Origin of the sequence: Luteimonas panaciterrae (genome assembly GCF_020511115.1) — a bacterium.
In the GTDB taxonomy this organism is placed as follows: Bacteria; Pseudomonadota; Gammaproteobacteria; order Xanthomonadales; family Xanthomonadaceae; genus Luteimonas; species Luteimonas panaciterrae.
On sequence record NZ_JAJAVH010000056.1, the window covers coordinates 1 to 1,043 of the forward strand.

2 protein-coding genes are annotated in these 1,043 nt (G+C 61.0%); both read right to left on the minus strand.

Going from position 1 to position 1,043, the window contains the following annotated elements; genetic code table 11:
- A partial coding sequence (locus tag LG367_RS18220; protein ID WP_226470682.1) for a hypothetical protein occupies positions 1 to 201 on the minus strand: 201 nt, incomplete at its 3' end.
- An 88-nt stretch (positions 202 to 289) separates the two neighbouring features.
- Positions 290 to 829, minus strand: coding sequence for a fimbrial protein (locus LG367_RS18225; RefSeq protein WP_226470683.1), 540 nt, complete (start codon positions 827 to 829; stop codon positions 290 to 292).
- Between the last annotated feature and the right edge of the window lie 214 nt (positions 830 to 1,043).

Genomic DNA, 1,043 nt, shown 5'->3' on the forward strand with positions numbered 1-1,043 from the left:
GCCGTGCTTTGGTGCCGTGTCGGCAATGACCCCTGCGCCTTGACCGTAGTTCCTCAGGTGCCATTGGTACTTGAACAGCGGGTCGCTACCGACCTGGGCTTCCTGCGCACTCGCCAGAACCGTCGTTGCCGCGATCGTGGCCATTGCCCCCAGCAAGGCCAGTGACAGCCGGGAAACCGTACTCATTTTGTGTTGATGCATCGTTGCTTCTCTCCAAACCTGTTGACAGGCGCAAGCCTCCCGCAAGACCGGGCATTTCCCCGCCTCGCCGATGTGCAAGCGGTGCGATCTATCGATAGACCATCGTGAACATGACGCTGCTGTTCGCGCTTCCCGCGGTCGCCTTGCCAGTGGCGACGTACTCTGCGTAGTAGCGCAGGCTCGCCTCGCCGTCGTCCGTGATCGTGATCGGTTGCGAGTTCTGCAGTTCGGAGGGGTTGCCCAAGCGGATCCTGGAGTAGTCGCCATTGAGCAGCTGCAGCTCGACATTGCCCGCTGTCTCCGGCCCCGGCTCCAGCGTCAGGTTGTTCGTACTCAGGTTCACCGTCGGACCCGGTTCGAAGTACGTCCGGACCTGGTCGGCACCGGCGTCGCAACCAGCCAAATTGATATAGAAGGGCGTGCGCCCGGCCGTGCGCCCGGCTTCGGCCAGCGTGCCGGTCGCCACCGGCGGCAGGGTCACCCGAATCTCGGCTGGAGTCGCCCGCGCCGTGACCACGCAGCCCGGCGACACGACCGAGCCAGTGAAGTAGATGGTGCCATCGGCGGCATTAGATGTCAGTGGTGCAATGGCTAGCGCTGCAATGCAGCAAAGCTCGCTGTACTTCATTCGAACGTTCTCTCCTCAACAAAGCAATCAGCCTCACTCAGTGAGGTTGTAATCTAGAACGTATTCGAAACAGCGCCCCCCTACTCTGCCGATGTGAATTTCCTCCACAGCGAGCGTCTTCACTCTCGGCGAATGCAGCGACGACCTCCTCCAACGCACTCAACTGATTCAGGACAGGCCACACCTGCAAAGTAGGCATCGCAGCGATATCTCT